This is a genomic window from Novipirellula aureliae, from assembly GCF_007860185.1.
Classification (GTDB): domain Bacteria; phylum Planctomycetota; class Planctomycetia; order Pirellulales; family Pirellulaceae; genus Novipirellula_A; species Novipirellula_A aureliae.
This window is the reverse complement of record NZ_SJPY01000010.1, coordinates 151,749-168,461: the sequence shown is the minus strand read 5'-3', so window position 1 is coordinate 168,461 and position 16,713 is coordinate 151,749. Positions and strand designations below refer to the sequence as shown.

Genomic DNA, 16,713 nt, shown 5'->3' with positions numbered 1-16,713 from the left:
CGAAAGTCTTGACATTTTTCCGCTACGAGCAAACACGTCAGCTGGTCCACCTTTTACAAAACCCAATAACCCTCCATTTTTCTGTGTCAAACGATCCATCTTTTCGTACCGAATCTGAACACGAGAATCCGTTTTCTCGGTCTGAGCTGGACCCACGATTTCAACCCAAGCCCATTCAGCGTTCAAATCATCGACTCTTGGCCGTGCTTGGCATCGTTGGGGCCGTTGCCATTCTGTTTTGTGGTGGGATCGGAATTTTGGGCTATTTCGCAATCTCGCGCATAGCGGGTGGCACATCCGACGTGACGCTGCCCGAGCGAAGTGGCGGTTTCCAAGCCGATGCGGAACAATTCATTCAGACGCTCGCAACACTTGCCGAGGATCCGTCTTTTGAACCGCTCATTCCCGATGCTTCATTCGAAGCGTGCCTGAAGCAAGCGATCGAATTAGCCGAGAACGATGATTTGGTGCCTTTTAGCGAAACCCTATTCATCGCTGCGGTTACCGCTAGTCCACTTAGCCAAGGCCAGATCGGTCTTCTCGATCGTTTGATGCTGCGTTCTTGGCTTTCCCAAGTTCCTCCTGGTCCCAGTTTGATCGTGGGGCATCACCGCATCGCGGGTGTCCGATTTGACTCCAAAGGAAATCGTGCCGAGGTTGATTTGCTGAGCTATGACTCATGGAATCAATGCGAATCGATCACATGGTACTTCGGCAAAGAGGATGGGAAATGGAAAATCTATGATTGGCAAAAACTGGAGTTCGGCCGTCGCATGTCGGATGAGTATGCGTCCTACATTCGAGGTGAACCGCCCCAAGATTCTGGTTTTGACGAAGCGATTGTCGATTTATCCGAAGCCGAGTCGGCGTGGTACGACGATCGAAAAGAAGAAGCACGGCATCAGATTCAGGCAGCCCTACGTAAACCAATGCTCGATGCCGACCGCCCCGAGTTCCAACTACGAGTCGCCTATACGTGGATGCGGTTAGAGCAATGGCAAGAAGCGTTGGCGATCCTGCAAGCGATTGAAAAGCCCGATTCCGTATGGGGGGTTTGGCCATCGATGGCTATCTGCTATTGGAATCTTGACAATGACGAGGAAGCTCTTTCGGTCGCTTTGAAGGCGGAGCAGTTGATGCCCAATCATCCGAATGTCCATTTTCTGCTATCCGAAATCTATGACCGCCTTGGTGCGGATGAAAGAGCAGCCGATTACGCCATCTGTGCATTGAGAGTTTGCACGAACGACGCGACGCTTCTCAGCATGGTTCTCGATCACGGCCGGCCAAGTGACGTTGCGGATTTGATTGCGGCGCAGCAAAGGTCGGTCGTCGACTACGGTTGGAACCGAATGATCGACAAGTGCTATACCGACAACGTGTTCGGTCAAGCGATGCTCAAAGAAACGGCACAGATGGAAATGGTGCCCGGCGGATTGCCTGATTTGATCGAGGGCAAACTTGCCTGGGCCCGTGAAGAAAACGACAAGGCGGCTAAGCACTTCTTGGCCGCTCAATCGATCGCCGAGCTTCCTGCATTCAAGTCTCTCGCTTCCGAAAACCACGAACAGTTACGTTTGGAAACGGACAACTTTGAGGCTCTGTTTCGCGAAACGCCCGATCGAGTCGAACTGATCCGATCCCTTACCAAAAGAGCCTACGATGACGATCTGTACTGCGATTACGAAACATTGGTCGAATCGCTCTCGGCGCTCAACGATGATCCGCCCAATCCATGGCTTCCCGGACTCAAAGGGTACGCATTGTACATGGATAATCAGTATGAGGCAGCGATTGAGAATTTTGATGCATTCGCCGATTGGATCAAATCGAATCCCGACGCTCTGGACAGTGAGGATCAATGGATTGTTGAGTCGATTGACTACTATTTGGTCGCCTCGCTAAATGAAAACAACCAACCGGTCAAGGCAATTGAGCGTTATCCCAATGACCTTGTTTTCCACGATCGAGTGGCGACTTACTTGCTGTCGGACGGCCAGGACGAATCGATTGCCTCGTTCTTGGCTTCAACAGCCGATTCGCTCCAACCATCGATCAAGCTTCAGCGTCTACGCTTGAAGGCTGAGCAAGCGATGCGAGATGGAAATGCAGAGTCTGCGGACAAGTTCCATCGTGAAGCGATCGAGATCGGAGATGCACTCTATGACGATGAACATCAATACTTGCAGGCGGGATTGATAAGAAAGTGGGGCGAAGACTTGGTCCGCATGCGTTTTGAGAGTTCTGCGGTAGAGGAGGTATTGAGCCAAGACGACCTGCAGACACTCTTTTCGGCGGCGATTGCGGAGGCCGCTTCGCTTCAAGATCGTGAGCAAATTGCGAGGTGGTCCGAGGACGCTCTAAGTCTTGGGCTCATGTCGGGCGAATCGGCAGCAAGTATCTACGATCAATTGGGGGGCTATTACGCTAGCGTCGGTAGCGATGCGAGAGCCAGTAATGCGTATCGGCAAGCCGTCGCCGCAACCGATGTATCGGAGCAATGGATACTACGCGAACGAGCTGAAAATGCCATGTTGGCAATGCTGCGTAGCGACCAAGCTGAGCAAGCGAGAGATTGGCTCCGTTCGATTCCCGAAATGGACGACACCATCCCGCCGTCCGCCCTGATCGATTTGGCAATGGAAAATGAGCAAACGCTCCTTGCGGTCTTGGATTCAGCCAGTGCCTCGGATGCAAACGAATGGATGACCCGCTCTACCGTGCGTCAACTTCTACAGCAGAAATCGGACACCAAGTTTCTTAGTCGATTGCTTTCCAAGTATCCAGCGTCCGTGACGTTTGTTGAATCGGCCGTATCCGGACAGCTGCTTGTCGCATCGGGAGACGATGATCGTTGGAGTTCAGATAAGCTGGGGCAGCTTCTTCACGACCTCTTCGCTGAGCCATTTCAAGTCATGCCGGTTGCGGCAATCGAACAGGAAGCGGGGCAGTCATTCTTAGCGGTTTCCGATAGCGGCCAACGTATCATTCTCAAATGGTCTCAACCGAATTATGATCCTGCGAATATACCCGAATCACTTACGGAGAAATGGAGTCAAAACGTTGACCGTTTGTCGATCGCGATCATTGACACATTGCCCAACGCGAAAGAACGACTTTTTCGTATCGTCCACGGGGTAGCCGATGATAATGCGATACATTTTTCGCTCATCTACGAACCGAAAAATTGGGTCGGACCTGATCTAAAAAGCAAGTTGCAATGGAAGGATCGAGTACCCGTGGCTGCAGGAATGCAGAGCGTCAACTTGACGGAGCTTCCTTCTGAAGATGACGATTCGGATCAATACGTGAGTATTGAAGTATGGGACGCGAGGCTCTCTGACAATGGCGGGCCACTCGATGTGCTATTGACCGTTTCAGCCGACTACGTAGCCGAAAAGATACCTGCCAAATTGACTCGCATCGACGTGGACGCTTATGATGTCTTCGTGGTTCCGCAGCGTAATAGCCTACTCGACCCGACCGTCAAAAGCGGCTACGAGTACTCGTCCTATCTCCACAATATCGCTATCGAATAATCGCTATCCCATCATCGCCATCGCATCATCGATCATCATCCCTCGCTCATTCCGCTATGCTCACCTCTGTTTCTCTAAAACCTCTGCAAATTGGAAACGTTTCGATTGGGTTTCCCATTGTCCAAGCTGCATTGTCGGGCTACAGCGATTTGCCGATGCGATTGATCGCTCGTCGGCATGGTGCTAGCTACACGGTTTGCGAAGTGATGCTCGATCAATTCTTGCTCGCTCTTAGCAAGCGACAAAAGACGAAGCACTTTTTAGATATCCATCCTGACGAACCGCCCGTCGGCGGGCAATTGATGGGTGCCGAACCGGAGCAGTTTTCTGCGGGCGCGATGAAGTTGGTGGAAGCTGGCTTCAACATTATCGACGTGAATTTTGGTTGCCCGGTCAAGAAAGTACTGGGGCGATGCCGAGGCGGTTTCCATTTGTCACAACCATCAGTCGCGATTGAGATTTTGCGGCGAACACGTGACATCGTCCCGGACTCGATCCCGGTCACGGTGAAGATGCGACGTGGCATGGACGATACAGCGGAATCACGAGACGCTTTTTTCGAGATTCTCGATGGAGCCATTGACGCGGGGGTAGCTGCGGCCACCGTACACGGGCGCACGGTCAAACAACGTTACAACGGCCCAAGTCGGTGGTCTTTTTTGACCGACGTGAAAAATCATGTGGGAGAGCGAATCAAGATTCTGGGCAGTGGCGATTTGTTTTCGGCCGCTGACTGTTTGCGAATGATCGATGAAACGGGGGTCGATGGAGTGACGGTCGCCCGCGGAGCGATTGGGAACCCTTGGATTTTCAGCCAAGCGATCGCATTGTCAGAAGGTCGCCCTCTGCCACCTCCGCCAACATTGGCTCAGCAAGCCGAAGTGATGCGGGAGCATTTCACGCTTTGTGAACAAACCTATTCGCTCGAGCGAGCGCCGATGTTAATGCGTAAGTTTTATATCAAGTATTCGCAAAATCATCCGCAGCACGAAACGGTCCGGCTGGAGTTTGGAAAGCTGAGAACGCGAGACCAATTCGAAGCGGTTCTAGAGAAACACTATTCACCCGATGGCCCCGGTTGCTACATCCCGACTCATTATTACCGAGCCCAGGCGGAATAGCCGAACTCGCCTCCGGCGTGTACTTCTTCAGGCAATCGTTGGAGTGCAGCGTTTAGGTGATTTAAGAAGCGTTCCGGAGCGGCTAAAGCGTGGACTCCAACTATCGACTAAAAATCGCCAATCGAGTCGCTTTCGCGGCGCGTCGACAATGCTCGCCATACCGAGACATCGATCTGGTCGCTGATGAACATGCATGATCCGTCGGCTCGCATTGCGTTGACGCCGCCGGTGTGGTGACTGCGAGCCGTTTTCCAACCAAACGGCGTGTAGACAATGTCGGGACTTCCAAAAATCCTAACCCCCATGCAATCAGCCGTTGGCGAGTTGGGCGTGTAGTAATGGTTGTAAAGAGCGTTTCGGTACTCTCCATTGGCCCACGAAAATCCTCGCGGGTCGGTGTAGTTCCAAGTGGATGCCGTGCGGCACGCACCGTCGGTCAGCGGAGCAGAGAAAGAGAATCGGTAAGCGGTTTCGGATCGCTGATTTTGATTCCCTGCTTCGCCCAGCAAACTCTCGGAAAGGGCCAATGTATTGGAAGTGCCGTCGGTGATGTCGCTTAGTTGGGTTTCGGAATTCACGTAGAAAGCACCGTCCGTGTCGATCGGCGTTCCACCACCGATACCTGTGCCGGTACACACTGCGTAGTTCGTTGGCCCGAAACTGGGGTGCAGCCGTCTCGGCTGATCGCTCGGACAAAGGAATGTCGGAACGAGTGTTTTCGCACCCTCAATGTTTTCAGGAGTGACACCGAGTGAAACGCTGTAGAGTGGTTTGCTCAGATCCAAAATCTCGTAGGCAGCACTATTTTCCAAAAACGGCGACAACATCGCCAAACTGGACCAACGGTAGAAGGTCCAAGGGGTGTAAGGAACTTCGGGGTAGGCTTTCGCCACGGAACCGGGTGGCAGTTTGTTGTAGGCAGCATGATGATTGTGCATTGCAATCCCAATTTGCCGCATGTTGTTGGAGCACGACATGCGGCGAGCCGCTTCGCGAGCCGCTTGGACCGCTGGCAGCAAAAGTGCGATCAACACGCCGATAATAGCAATCACCACCAATAATTCGACCAGCGTAAAACCAGAGGATCGAGTGAATGGTTTGATGCGGACGATCATGGCTATTTTGCAACAAGAATTCGGTGGGATTTGAAATAGCTGCTGTATTGTAGCGTCGTTGGTAGGCTGGGTCGACCAACGGGAGACCCGGCATCCACCACTTGCCAATCGCTGTCCGTTTTCCTGTTTTCTTGCTGGGTCTACGTCGACTCGACCCAGCCTACGTAGGCCGCCTCGCATCCACCACTTGCCGAATGCCGAACGGTTTCCCCGGATTCTTGCCGGGGCGGCACCGCTACTGCGGTTTGAAGATTGCCTACGAAATACCAGCCTAACGCCTACGCCGACGGAACAGGGATGTTACGCCTACGGCGGTAAGCAATAAGGCAAAGGAACTCGGTTCGGGGACTGCCGATGGAACGATAGTGACACTTGAAAATGCTGCTGTGTTGGTCGCGATGGCGTCTTTTAGGTTGCCGCTAGAATCATATCGAAGTAGACCGCCGATTTCCTCAGCATCCCTGAACGGGTTGACATTACCAAGTACTGCCACAATGAAATCGCCATTTTCGTCAATCGCAACACCCGATGGACTCATTCCAAGACCATTCTCCGCGCCTCCGATATCCGCCGCCGCAACTGTTAAGAAAGGGCTATCGTTGCCGAGTGAATCAATTTCTAAAACACTACTAGCCTGGGCCAGTCCGTGACCGACGTAAACATTATCGCTAGCGTCAATAGCTATCTGAGCACTCGCTAGTGTATTTGAATTAAAGGAATTTACACTGACACCATCGTACCTGAAAATACCATTCTCTAAGGTCGAGATATACACGTTGCCGCCAGCGTCAACACCAACCCCCGAAGTCACGATATTGAGTTCATCAGGGTCAGGGATCGTAATAATTCCTGGATTACTTAGGTTCGTGAAATTTGAATCGTAGACCCGAACTTGATTCGCCCCCAGATCGGTAACATAAACGTTTCCTGTAGGACCAACGGCCACTCCTCCTGGACCTGCTGGACCTCCTAGTGGACTTGTTCCGTTGACGCCCACTTCAAACGTTCCCAAGTCCTGGCCAGTTTGGGCATTGAGCATATAAATCCGTCCTGAGTTGGATGCACTTACGTAAACTCGATTATTGAGCGGGTTGTAAGCAATACCAGACAATCCATCTGTAAAAGGCTGAAACGTTGCAAACGTTGTCTGCGCCCCAGTAACTTCGTCGAATTTCTCAACGGTCCCTGAGAAATAGCCGGTCGTCAATATCGCCGCTTGGCTACTGGTATTGAGCAAGGCAACAAACAGTAATCCTATCAAGAAACGCATGGTTTGCGTTGGCATGGAAACTCCAAAGTTGGTAAGGCAGGTTGGTTGAACGCAGGTGTGACAATCTGGCATTCTGATAGGGATGGTAGGGAGTGTCAAGGATTTATAATATTACGATTGCAGCGATTACGACAGAATGACTGCCGCCAGAAGTATTAGGGCATCAGGTCATCCGAGGGGCTCGCAACCGGGCTGCCCTGGGTTAGCCATCGCCTCGATTCTTATCGTTTCGTGGCAATGCCTGATGGGGCTGCATTCTTTTCGCCAACTCATGTACAATGCTTTTGTACAATGCTTTCGTCACTGGTTTTGCAGCAGAACACCTGGGTTTTCTCCGCGATTGTCGATCATGTCAAATCCGTCCGCAAATCAGCAAGCGTCCGCACCGCCTTCTCCGTCGATGCCATCGCGTCGTCGTACCCGATCGATGTCGGGCATCGAATTGCCTGGTGAGAATCTGACGATCGAGGAGACCTTGCGGGTGCTCGACGTTGCCCGCGAGCTTCGTAGTCGCCGCGAAACGGCGGAAGAGATGTTTCGCCGTGATGACATACGCACAAATTTGCGTAAAAAGTTGTTGAAGGCCACCGAGATTACAGGCGACAAGGTTACGGAGGCCGAAATCGATATGGCCATCAGCCAATATTTGGCGGCTGTCCACCAGTACCACGACCCCAAACCAGGTTTCAAAAATGTGCTTGCTCATCTGTGGGTTTGGCGAGATCGAGTGCTATTGGCGGCAGGTGCTTTGACGGTCGTTGCTGGCGGTTTGTGGTACTTCTTTGCTTAGGATTGCTTGATGCCCATCTCAGGTCCCGTCGTTCATCGTCAATTGATCGATGCCTACAACAACGCTCAAGCGCGTCTTGAACAAGCTCGTGCACCCATGTTTTCAAACGATGATCGTGAGAATTTGCAGGATCGTCGTGGCGAAGCGTTGGTGACATTGGCCGAGTACTACCTGCCTCAGCTTAGCCGCGAAGCGATTTTGTCGACTTGGCCCGACGTCCGTTCGCAATTGGCACACGTCCTCCGACGCAAAGAGAGTAAAAGTCTTGATCTTCACAACCAACTCGATGAGGCGAACCGGCGGCGGCATCAGTTTGAATCGGAGCTGATTTCACTCAACACCGATCGTGATCGAGCTCTTGAAAGGATGCAGGAGATTGCGGATGAGGTGGAGACGGAATTGCAAAAGGACCCTGACTTTGTGAAATTAGCGGATCGTGCCGCCCTTGCCGAAGCGGCACTCGAACGGGCCGAAGGAAATTTGCAGGAAGTCGACCAAGACGCTGCCCGCAAACTACCGGCATTTGAAAGGAGCGATTTGTTTCAATATTTACGGAAATGTCAATTTGGAACACCGCAATATGCGCGGCGGGGCGTCACGCGTCGTATCGATCGCTGGTTGGCTCGTTATATCGGATTCCGTGAAGCGAAACAGAGCTACGATTTTCTAAAGAAAACGCCCGAGCAAATGCGAGAGATCATTGCCCAAGACCGTGAAGCGTTTGATGTCGTGATGGAGGAACTGGAAAAGCATCGCGACCGAGTCGCTAGACGCTTGGGGTTGCCTGACATGGTCCTGGCGATCAAGGAGATTGAGCGACACCGTGATGCTAACTTGAAACAGCTTGAACGGTCTGGCAAGACAACGCAAGTCATCGAATCGGAATTGATCGAAATCGAATCGCTCAAAGGGCCCTATTACACGGAAGCAATTCAGGTATTCCGAAAAATGCTCGAACAAATGGATACAGGCGAACTCGATCGTCGGGCACAACAGACTCCCGATCTGACCGACGACCAAATCGTCGCCCGCTTGGCAGGCGTCGATTCCGAATTCGACAAGCTCAAAAGGGCAGCCACGCAACGTCAAAAAACGATTCTCCATACCCAGCAGATGATGGAGGCACTCGGCTCATTGATCGGGCGGTTTCGAGCACTGCAGTTCGATTCATCGCGTAGCCAATTTGTGGGTACCTTGAACGTGACCGAATTGCTTTATCAAGCGGAAAATGAGGAGGATGTCGAAGCGATTTGGGAAGCCATCCGAAGTGCCCAACGCTGGGGGCCGACGACGACAGATACACTCACAAACGTCGCGACCCATCCCATGACTCAAGTGCTCCTCAACGCGATGGCCCACGCCGCAGGAAGTGCGCTCGCTTCGCACGCCCGCCGTGCAGGAGAACGCCATCAATCGAGTTGGAATCATCGCCAGCGACACTGACGTCGGTGGCTGCCTCGTTTTGTAGACTCGGGCGACCTACCGGGAGACCCGGCATCCACCACGAAGCGAATGCACGACCGGGTTTTCCGTTTTTTTGCCGGCACAGCGCCCCGTTTTTTTGCCGGGACAGCGCGGTTACCGCGACTTCCCCCAGCCGACAACAACTTTACCCTACCCCTGCACCCCTGCACAATTGGCCCCGTTTGGTTCATGATAGACTCTAGCAATCCCATCCGCCATTGAACTGTATTGATTAAAAAGCTCATGACCCTAAGCATTGTCCATTACCCGCATCCAACTCTGCGTTATCGCAGCAAACCGATCCGTCGCGTCGATCAAACGCTGAAAAACATCGCCGACGAGATGCTCGATTTGATGTACGAATTCAATGGCGTAGGATTGGCAGCGAATCAGGTTGATTTGCCGATTCGGCTGTTCGTAGCGAATCCAGCTGGCGTCAAAGGCGAAGGTGAGGAATTGATCGTGGTTAATCCCGAACTACAGTTGCCCAAGGGAAACGAGTCGGATCAAGAAGGGTGCTTAAGTGTCCCTGGACTCTACGGACAAGTAAAAAGGCCGAAATCGATTCGAATCAGTGCCTACGATTTGAAGGGCAATCCGATCGAACGGGAAGTGGATGGCTTTTTGGCTCGGATCCTGATGCACGAGAACGACCATCTCGATGGAGTCATGTTTTTTGACCGCATGAGCGAAGAAGCTAGTCGGGAATTGGCAGAGCCTCTCGCCGAGTTCGAGACGACCTATCGGTCACAACAGGCGACGGGGTCGATCTTGGACGACGAAACGTTGGTTGCCCGGCTAGCAGAATGGACGACCCGATATGCCTGACTCGATATTGAAGATGGTGATGATGGGTACCGGTCCGTTTGCGGTGCCGTCGTTCGAAGCGTTACGTGCCGCAGGTCATGTGATTGAATTAGTCGTGACGCGACCAACGCCGATCATGAAAAGCCGAAAAAAAGTGCCTCTGTCCCCGGTTCGCCAATGGGCTCAAGAGCATGGTTTCCACGTCGCGGCTCCTGAATCGATCAATGACCCCGAGGCGATTGAGTGCGTCCGATCTTGCTCGGCCGATCTGCTTGTCGTTTGTGATTTCGGCCAAATATTGAAACCTGACGCACTGTCAACCGCTCGGCTCGGCGGTATCAACTTGCACGGATCACTGTTGCCTGCCTACCGTGGCGCCGCTCCAGTGCAGAGGGCACTTTTAAGCGGCGATACCGTTACCGGCGTTTCGGTCATTCACATGACGCCGAAACTCGATGGTGGACCGATCATTGCTACTCGAAAAACATCGATCTCGGATACCGAAACAGCTGGTGAATTGGAACAACGTCTCTCCGAGATTGGGATCGCGGCAACCATCGATGCGGTCGACCAACTGATGCATTGGGATGGGAAATCCGAGATCGGTGTTCGGCAAGATCCATCCAAAGCAACCCGAGCGGCAAGGTTGAGTAAACCCGAAGGGGAAATCAATTGGAATCAATCCGCTCGCATGGTTGATTGCCATGTGCGAGGCATGCAACCATGGCCGACCGCATTTGCGTTGATTCCCACCAAGCCAAAAGGCGAAGTGATTCGTTTGGCAATCAAGCAAGTTCGTGTCACCGAAGAGCCAGCAGGCACGAAATCACCTGGGACCTATGTCGTCCGGGAAGGCCTTCAAGTGGCGGCGAACGACTACATGCTCGATATTCTGACGGTTCAGCCCGCAGGAAAACGAGAGATGTCAGCAGAGCAGTTCCTGAGAGGACACAGAGAAAAGTTGGGAGTTGGGAGTTGGGAGTTGGGAGTTGGGAGTTGGGAGTTGGGAGTTGGGAGTTGGGAGCTGGGAGTTGGGAAGATAGGAACGCATAGATTGTTAGTCTCCCTCACTCCTTCACTCCTTCACTCCTTCACTCCTTCACTCCTTCACTCCCTCACTCCTTCACTCCTTCACTCCTTCACTCCTTCACTCCTTCACTCCTTCACTCCCAACTCCCAACTCCCTCACTCTTCCTTCTTCACCGAATGGCGGTAATAGCTTTCTAAGCACAGCGTGGCCATCGATGTCGTGTAAATGGATCCGCCGTACCCGCCCCAGACGCTTGTGGTGGGCCATTGTCCGTTGGGCAATTGTGTTTCGAGCAAACGTTTCTGCATCGCCTCATTCCATTCGGTCCATGCATCGCTTTGCAGTTGGTGCAGTGCCACCGTCGCGTAGTACCAGTAGTAATAGTTGTCTTGTCCGCTGCCCGGTTTTTGCCGCAGTAAGGATTGCTCGGCTTCGGCAATCTCTTCGGGTCGAACTTTTTCGCCCATCAGAAGACGTGTTGCCAGTGCCTCGGCCGTCATGGTTACACTGGTCGCTTCGCCCGGCCGGTAGGATGCCAAACCGCCATATCGTCCCTTGCGGACAGATCGTAAAAAACGTTCAACGCCTCGCATCGATTCTCGCGAAGCCGGAATGCCCGCCCGATCGCCTGCAACGAGCACCATCGCTTGCCACCCCAATTGGCTCAGGTCGCCTTTATCATGGGGTGTGTAGCGCCAACCGCCGGTCGTGGGATGCTGCATCCGACGCGAGTAGTGGATCGCTCGGCGAGCCGATTCGATTGCCGATGGATCTTGCGTGATCGCAGCCGCCTCCGCCATGGCTAGTGAAGCCATCCCGTGTGAATAGGTAGAAGCGTAGATGGCCGCATCGCCCGCCAAGGATCCATCTGCCTTTTGTTGGTTAATCAGAAAGACCAGCCCCTTGTAGATATTGTTTGCATACTCACCGTTTTGATGAGTTTGCCCGGACCCCATAAATGACAACAACGCTAAACCCGTAATCGCCGTATCCGCTTTTGAGCCGGCACCAAACCGATTCATTCCCAGCGTTTGCCGTTCTTCACCTGCTCCAGTCGAAACAGGATCCCAGGCGCCATCTCGGCGTTGTGTTGATGCAAGATATTTTAACGCGGCGGCCACAGCCGCTTCGGTCTGGACCGATCCCCCTGTTTGCATGAGGGCTCTCGTTTTTGCGTCACCCACACGGTTGGCAAAATCGTTTTCGACTTCGCCTGCGATCGTTGCCGGTGCCGGTATGGATGAGGCCGTCACGGTTGATGGGGGCACGGTTGATGGGGGCACGGTTGATGGGGGCACAGGCGACTGGGGCGACGGTGGAACCGATTCGGGCGGATTCGGGCTGGGGGTAGCTTGCTCTGAACGAGCCGATACGGTTTGACTTTTGATTGCGGGTGTTGGCGTGCCAAGCTGAGCCAACTTCGCGAAATCGGCATCGAGCGACTTGAACATGTCCTCAATCTCTTCCGCTGCAAGCGGCTCAATCGGCGTGTCAAGCTGGCCCGGAATGACGCTCGGTATCAAAAGCTCGCTTTCGTTTTCGGCAACACTGCCATCAACCGGCTCCGCAATCGGTTCGGCGACTGGCTCCGCCATTTCTTCGATTTCACTAACGAGTGAATCGGAAATTTCGGAGAGCGGCAGCGGTGCGATGTCCGCTTGATCGTTAGCGGCAGAATTCGCTTGGTCATCCATCTCAGGGTCAAACGTCGAAAAAGCGACCTCGTCAATTCCGACCATCTCTGTCGCTTCGGGGTCAGCGGTGTGCGAACCACCACGCGGTTTAGGCAGAAGGGGGATACAAAACACGAGTGCGACGTGCAGGACAATAGCGATTAGCAGGCAGATCAAACCGGCTTGGCGACCTTGTTTTTTCCGCCGACGAAACAGCCAGATCGTTGCGAGAAGCAGCGCAGCGGCAACCGTCGCGACGGCATAAACCATTCGCGAATCGGCCCAAAAAGCCGTTTGAATCGCAAGAGGTGTTGCAAAATGCAGTTTCAGGAACAAGCCGCTACCACGTGATAAGAACCGAAAAACTCGGAAAATCTTCCTCGGCTTATAGGAGTTTCTCGGCCTGCAGGTCAAGCGGCGTTTAGGCGTCGCTGCGACGCGTTTTGCGAGGGATTGGCGGCTCCAACCATGTCAGACCATCACGTTATTGCATCAAATCGATCGGGGCTGTACGTCGATTGGGCTAAATGTTTTGCGATCGTTGCTCTCAACAACACCGAATCGAGATCGAGCATCCCGATCAATCGCCCCCCTTGGTCGACGACCGGAATTTGCCGATCACGCCCCGTTTGCCCGGTGATAACTTGCTTTAACTCACTATCGATTCGCGCGACCGGAACGTCGTGATTTGCCAATTGGCCAGCCGTCGTGGAAGGAGCAACACCGGAATCGATTGCGGAAATGATCTCTTTTAGCTTGACCACACCCACCACAACCCCGCTCGGAGCGACCACCGGTAAACTGCTGCACATCGCCGTTTGCCAGCGGCCGGCCAATTCACTTAGCGTCATGTCCATCGGGATCGACGTGGGGTATTGGATCATGCAATCCTCGACCAACAGTCCTTCTACCGATTCCATCAAATCCACTTGCCTCGCTTCGGCAAGACCTGCATAGGCGATGAACATGGCGATGAACAATAACATATAGGCTCCGCTAAAGATCGCAAAGGTTGCCATCAACACGGCGCATCCAAGCCCAATTCGCGAAGCAACAAAGGTGGCGGTCCGGTAGGTGGTGACCATCGCTAGTAAACTACGCAGGACTCGCCCACCATCCATCGGGAATGCGGGCACCAAATTGAAGAGCACCAACATGATATTGACGCCTAGCATTTGCAACGTAAACCCGAAGATGGATGGTGCTCCGAAGAGACGATTCGCTTCGTTGAAAGTCGCCTCATCGGTCGGCAATCCGAGCAGCGAAACCAGATAGCCGCCTGCACCAAACAAATAGATACCGACCAGCAGCAGCGACCCGATCACAACGTTGACAGCGGGTCCAGCGACCGCGACGACCAATTCTTGCCAAGCAATCCTCGGCATTCGTTCGAGCCGAGCAACGCCACCGATCGGTAGCAGGGTGATATCAAGCGTAGGAATGCCAAAACGCCGCGCGGCCAATGCGTGACCGTATTCGTGTAGCGTGACGCACAAAAACACCCCGAACAAAAGGGAGATGCCAAACAGAATCCCGCCTAATCCATCCTCTTTCGCACTAAACGCGACATAGGCGACCAGAAGTGCAAACGTCCAGTGGACGTAGACCCCAATTCCTAAGAACTTCCCTAATTTGATTCGGCGTTCGAACACGCAGTCTCCACGAATGGTTGTTGGATAAAAGTATAGCCTAAGCTGCCGGCCCCCGTTTAGGTAGTGGATCTAGTTAAAGATCCATGCAGGGTAGGATCTTTAACAAGATCCACGACGGGGTGCATTCAAATATAGCTCATCAGTAGCTTGAGCATCGCGATGATACTCTGCAGCGAAGCGGTCTCCGAGGCGGTGTGGTAGCTTGTCGTAGGAATTTGCAACGTCGTGCCGTTGATTTTTCCCTCGGTCGCGGCCACCAAACGCCCCAATTCCGTCCTCCCATACGACAGTGGCTTTTCTCGCTGCCGATTCACCGATTCGACATAGTCGTCCTTGAAATTATACGAGATTCGAAGGGTTTCGCATCGCCGTTTTAGTTCTTCCGTCATCGCGGGATCAAAGGCCGCCGACGCATCACGTCGGCGGAGAACAACCTCTTGGTTTGCCGCAGCTAACGGAGTTGGATAAGGGCTGGTATCCAAGACGATCAATCGCCGGGTCCAAAGTTGTTGCCGTAGAAACCACTCCAGTGCATACCGCCAAGACCGCCCCGCTTCCTCGCCAGCGGTGAATAGCACGGTTCCTTGAAATCCGCTGCGAAACAAATGGATCAACAATGCGACCGAGAGCACATTGTCGAGCTGTGCCGAAATGAACCCGTCCGAAATGCCGAGCCGATCAACAAAGGATACCGGTGTTCCAGGCTGCAGATGGCTCAACCCATCAATCTCAAAGATCAAGTTGCGGCGGTAGGGACATACGAACGAGCGAGTAATAATGCCTTGCCCCAAATAGGTTCCTGAATGGGGGACATGCGATTGAACGCGTTGTCCGATAAACCGATCTTGTATCAATTCCATCATCTGCTCGGAAACCGAGTCACCATTCAACTCGCCGCGGTTCCCTGCGATAAACGCGGCGTATTGAAACTCGTTCGGCCCCGTGCATAGCAAACCGTGGCGGTCCACGTGGGCCGAGAGCAAGAGTGAATGGGGCCGCGTCCCATGGGCAACCAAAACGCCGTGGTAGAGCGATATGCTAAGCGGCAACTCTTCGAGTTCGCGCAGCAGGGCTCGAAAGAATGCTGCCTCGACACCGACGACCGACGGTTCCCGGACCAAACCGCCTAAAAGATGCAAAAACTCGCTAAGCTCGGTTTGATCCAATTTAGTTTCGTCGGATCCAAGGGTTTTCACTATCACTGATCTTCACATTCTCCTTAATGAAAGAAACCACCGCAGGAATCAACTCGTCCGTCTCGTTCACCAATGCCGGCCCGCTGAGATTGGTGTCGATCACTTCCTCTTTGAATCCTCGCGCCTCGCCTTGTCCTAGACGACGTTTGAGGCCTTCAATTCGCTTCGCGATCCGAGTCGCTTCCGTGGCTTCGCTGCTCGTTTTACCGACCGCGACCATGATTGGCAATCGAATTAGATTCGGATCACTTATCGTCGAATCGATCGCCAGCCCTTTCATATGCTTTTCAGGCGAGATCAAAACCAATGCCTTGACATCTTGACCTTGCTTCAACCGGCCAACCGATGGCCAACGCCAATCGGCAACCGCAAAATGAGAGGCGAAGACGGCTCCTTCACGAACCCCGATCATCACCAAAGCGTTCAAGTTTAGATCGCCATCGTCGTTTTTCTTTTTCAAAAATTGCTTTGCCGCTTCTATATCAAGCGAGACGATCTTCGCGACATCGGCTCGTCCCATGGCAGTCGGATCAAACGTTTGTGAGCGACCACGCACGTCGGTGTACTCTTTGCTACCGCCATGACCTCGGTATTCAGGAACCAAAACGCTACAGCCTACTTCATTAAGAGCCAATACCAATTTCAGATAGGGACTCCCTTGGCCTTGCCACTCATGGACCAAGATGACCGGAATCACTTCGGTGCCCTTGATGGGAACCATTTCGTCCTTGTTCGGATCGAATGCCTTGTCGGTAGGAAAGTAGAACGCTCTTAACGAAATGCCATCTTTCGTTTTCAGCGTTTCGGTGGTTGGTTGGGGTCCTTCGTCTTCACCCTTCGCCTTTTCTTGACCCACCGCGACCGAGGCAACCGAGACGATCAAAAAGTAAAACAAGACTATCATCGCAATCGCTTGCCTTGATGGCAGAGTCTTTACTAGAATCGCTTTTGTTCGTCGCATTTTTTGGTTCCTCATTCGATCTCAATTTGTGTCCGTTGTCCATCATAATCCGATGCGCACAGGAGGAGGTCCCTCAGTCAATAATCGGGTCCGCC

12 protein-coding genes are annotated in these 16,713 nt (G+C 53.0%); 6 read left to right on the top strand and 6 right to left on the bottom strand.

Annotation, left to right across the window (positions count from 1 at the left end; translation table 11 throughout):
- Nucleotides 1–83: 83 nt before the first annotated feature.
- Nucleotides 84–3,539, top strand: a complete 3,456-nt coding sequence (locus tag Q31b_RS25505; RefSeq protein ID WP_146602493.1) for a tetratricopeptide repeat protein — start codon at nt 84–86, stop codon at nt 3,537–3,539.
- A gap of 56 nt (nt 3,540–3,595) precedes the next feature.
- On the top strand, nt 3,596–4,660 hold the full coding sequence (locus Q31b_RS25500) for a tRNA dihydrouridine synthase (RefSeq protein ID WP_146602492.1): 1,065 nt from the start codon (nt 3,596–3,598) through the stop codon (nt 4,658–4,660).
- Between the two features lie 107 nt (nt 4,661–4,767).
- Here the strand turns inward: Q31b_RS25500 and Q31b_RS25495 are convergent, their stop codons facing one another.
- The gene (locus Q31b_RS25495) at nt 4,768–5,775 is read right to left on the bottom strand and encodes a DUF1559 domain-containing protein (RefSeq protein ID WP_146602491.1); all 1,008 of its coding nucleotides are present in this window, start codon (nt 5,773–5,775) and stop codon (nt 4,768–4,770) included.
- A gap of 271 nt (nt 5,776–6,046) precedes the next feature.
- Nucleotides 6,047–7,060, bottom strand: a complete 1,014-nt coding sequence (locus tag Q31b_RS25490; protein ID WP_197172339.1) for a PEP-CTERM sorting domain-containing protein — start codon at nt 7,058–7,060, stop codon at nt 6,047–6,049.
- Nucleotides 7,061–7,394: 334 nt separating this feature from the next.
- Here Q31b_RS25490 and Q31b_RS25485 point away from each other — a divergent pair, with 334 nt between their 5' ends.
- The 4 genes from Q31b_RS25485 to fmt all read left to right on the top strand — a co-directional run bounded on the left by Q31b_RS25485 (nt 7,395) and on the right by fmt (nt 11,322).
- Nucleotides 7,395–7,835, top strand: coding sequence for a DUF6384 family protein (locus Q31b_RS25485; RefSeq protein WP_315860401.1), 441 nt, complete (start codon nt 7,395–7,397; stop codon nt 7,833–7,835).
- 9 nt (nt 7,836–7,844) lie between these two features.
- Complete coding sequence (locus Q31b_RS25480) at nt 7,845–9,278, top strand: hypothetical protein (RefSeq protein ID WP_146602489.1); 1,434 nt, start codon at nt 7,845–7,847, stop codon at nt 9,276–9,278.
- Nucleotides 9,279–9,542: 264 nt separating this feature from the next.
- A complete protein-coding gene (gene def, locus Q31b_RS25475) occupies nt 9,543–10,127 on the top strand; it encodes a peptide deformylase (RefSeq protein ID WP_146602488.1) in 585 nt (194 codons plus the stop codon).
- Complete coding sequence (gene fmt, locus Q31b_RS25470) at nt 10,120–11,322, top strand: methionyl-tRNA formyltransferase (RefSeq protein WP_197172336.1); 1,203 nt, start codon at nt 10,120–10,122, stop codon at nt 11,320–11,322. Before def ends, fmt begins: the two co-directional genes overlap by 8 nt.
- On the opposite strand, the gene Q31b_RS28695 is transcribed toward fmt, so the two are convergent.
- The 4 genes from Q31b_RS28695 to Q31b_RS25435 all read right to left on the bottom strand — a co-directional run bounded on the left by Q31b_RS28695 (nt 11,292) and on the right by Q31b_RS25435 (nt 16,618).
- Complete coding sequence (locus tag Q31b_RS28695; protein ID WP_231617844.1) at nt 11,292–13,145, bottom strand: prenyltransferase/squalene oxidase repeat-containing protein; 1,854 nt, start codon at nt 13,143–13,145, stop codon at nt 11,292–11,294. The genes fmt and Q31b_RS28695 overlap by 31 nt on opposite strands.
- 143 nt (nt 13,146–13,288) lie before the next feature.
- On the bottom strand, nt 13,289–14,461 hold the full coding sequence (locus tag Q31b_RS25445) for a site-2 protease family protein (protein ID WP_146602484.1): 1,173 nt from the start codon (nt 14,459–14,461) through the stop codon (nt 13,289–13,291).
- 125 nt (nt 14,462–14,586) lie between these two features.
- Nucleotides 14,587–15,663, bottom strand: coding sequence for a peptidase M42 (locus Q31b_RS25440; protein WP_231617843.1), 1,077 nt, complete (start codon nt 15,661–15,663; stop codon nt 14,587–14,589).
- Complete coding sequence (locus Q31b_RS25435; RefSeq protein WP_231617842.1) at nt 15,629–16,618, bottom strand: alpha/beta hydrolase; 990 nt, start codon at nt 16,616–16,618, stop codon at nt 15,629–15,631. Before Q31b_RS25435 ends, Q31b_RS25440 begins: the two co-directional genes overlap by 35 nt.
- Nucleotides 16,619–16,713: the final 95 nt, after the last annotated feature.